2 protein-coding genes are annotated in these 1257 nt (G+C 28.4%); both read right to left on the bottom strand.

From position 1 onward, the window contains the following. A partial coding sequence (locus AVBRAN12654_RS09315; protein WP_336614378.1) for a hypothetical protein occupies positions 1 to 341 on the bottom strand: 341 nt, incomplete at its 3' end. Between the two features lie 9 nt (positions 342 to 350). Beyond that, positions 351 to 1257 (bottom strand): Cj0814 family flagellar-dependent secreted protein (locus AVBRAN12654_RS09310; protein WP_336614377.1); only part of this gene is annotated, 907 nt, incomplete at its 5' end.

The following is a 1257-nucleotide window of genomic DNA, read 5'->3' as shown; positions in this document are numbered from 1 at the left end:
TTACTTATGCTATCTGAAGTTAATTTATCTAAATTTTTAAAAAGTTTATTTAGAGTTTTTACTAATTCTTCTGTATCAATTTCTGGAGATTTCTCCAATTCCAACCTTATATGCTTTACAACATCAGGGTCTAACGCTCCATACATACCATAAGTTAGCTTATCACGAAGACCTAAATTATTGTCATATAATGGTTTATAGGTCGGATCGTTTTCTAACTTTTCTTGAGCTAGTTTAAGATATTCTAAACTAGCCTTTCCATCTTCATAATAAGGTTTATTAACTTTGCTTTGATTATTCATATAAGTATTTGAAAAATTATTTACTCCATTAACCATCATAACAAATCCTTATACTTTCATATCAAATAAACTTATATTTTTTTGGCTGTATTGTAAAGCCACTTGCAAAAACTCTTCAAATGTTTCGTAATTATCTATATCTTTAGGAGCTTTTAGATTTTTACCACTTAGCATTTCATATAATAATTTTTGATATCGCTTCATAATACTTTCAAATTCTTTACCATCAAACCCATCTACATTTTGTAATTTTAATGAGCTAAGTTCTTTTGGCAAAGCTCCATAATTTAACCTATCCATAGGAGTAAATCTATCCTCTCCTATTTGCTTAGCATAATCAGTTCGCTCACCTTCTACCAAAAAATAATTACTACTAAGAGCTGCAATTAGTAAGCCACCTTTTGTATATTCGCTGTTTTCAGTTTTATAATGTTCTTCATGTGGATTCCAGCAAACTGAAGCAGAGTTTCTAAGCCATTTAGCGTAAATATTATCATCTCGTGTTTCATAATAATTAAAAACATTACCATCTGCACCAAAAATGGTTGATAATGAGTATGTGTCTTTGTGCTTTGAAAAAACATTAGAAAACTCTTTAGATTTAAAATAATTATTAAATTTGTCATCATTATCAAATATTTGAGTAACTTCTAAGGTGCTTTTTCTCATTTCATATAAATGTGGGGTGTTTGACAAAGTATCTTTAGAAAAACTATCGTTTGAGTTTAAAAATTCATCTCCTACAACTTGTCTTACAACATTATAAGCATTACCAACGCTTTTTGCTATATCAATTGATTTACAAATTTTATAAAGTGATATTGCATTTTCATTATGTTCTATTAAAGATTTTAAACTATCGCTGTGGATTTTATAATTATCCGGAATACCTGCTGCTTTGTTAAAATCACTTGTAAAAAAGCCATCTTTATCAACTCCGTATCCTAAAATAACT

It is taken from the genome of Campylobacter sp. RM12654 (genome assembly GCF_020137585.1).
Taxonomy (GTDB): Bacteria; Campylobacterota; Campylobacteria; order Campylobacterales; family Campylobacteraceae; genus Campylobacter_E.
The sequence above is the reverse complement of the archived record's forward strand: the minus strand, read 5'-3'. Positions and strand labels throughout refer to the sequence as shown.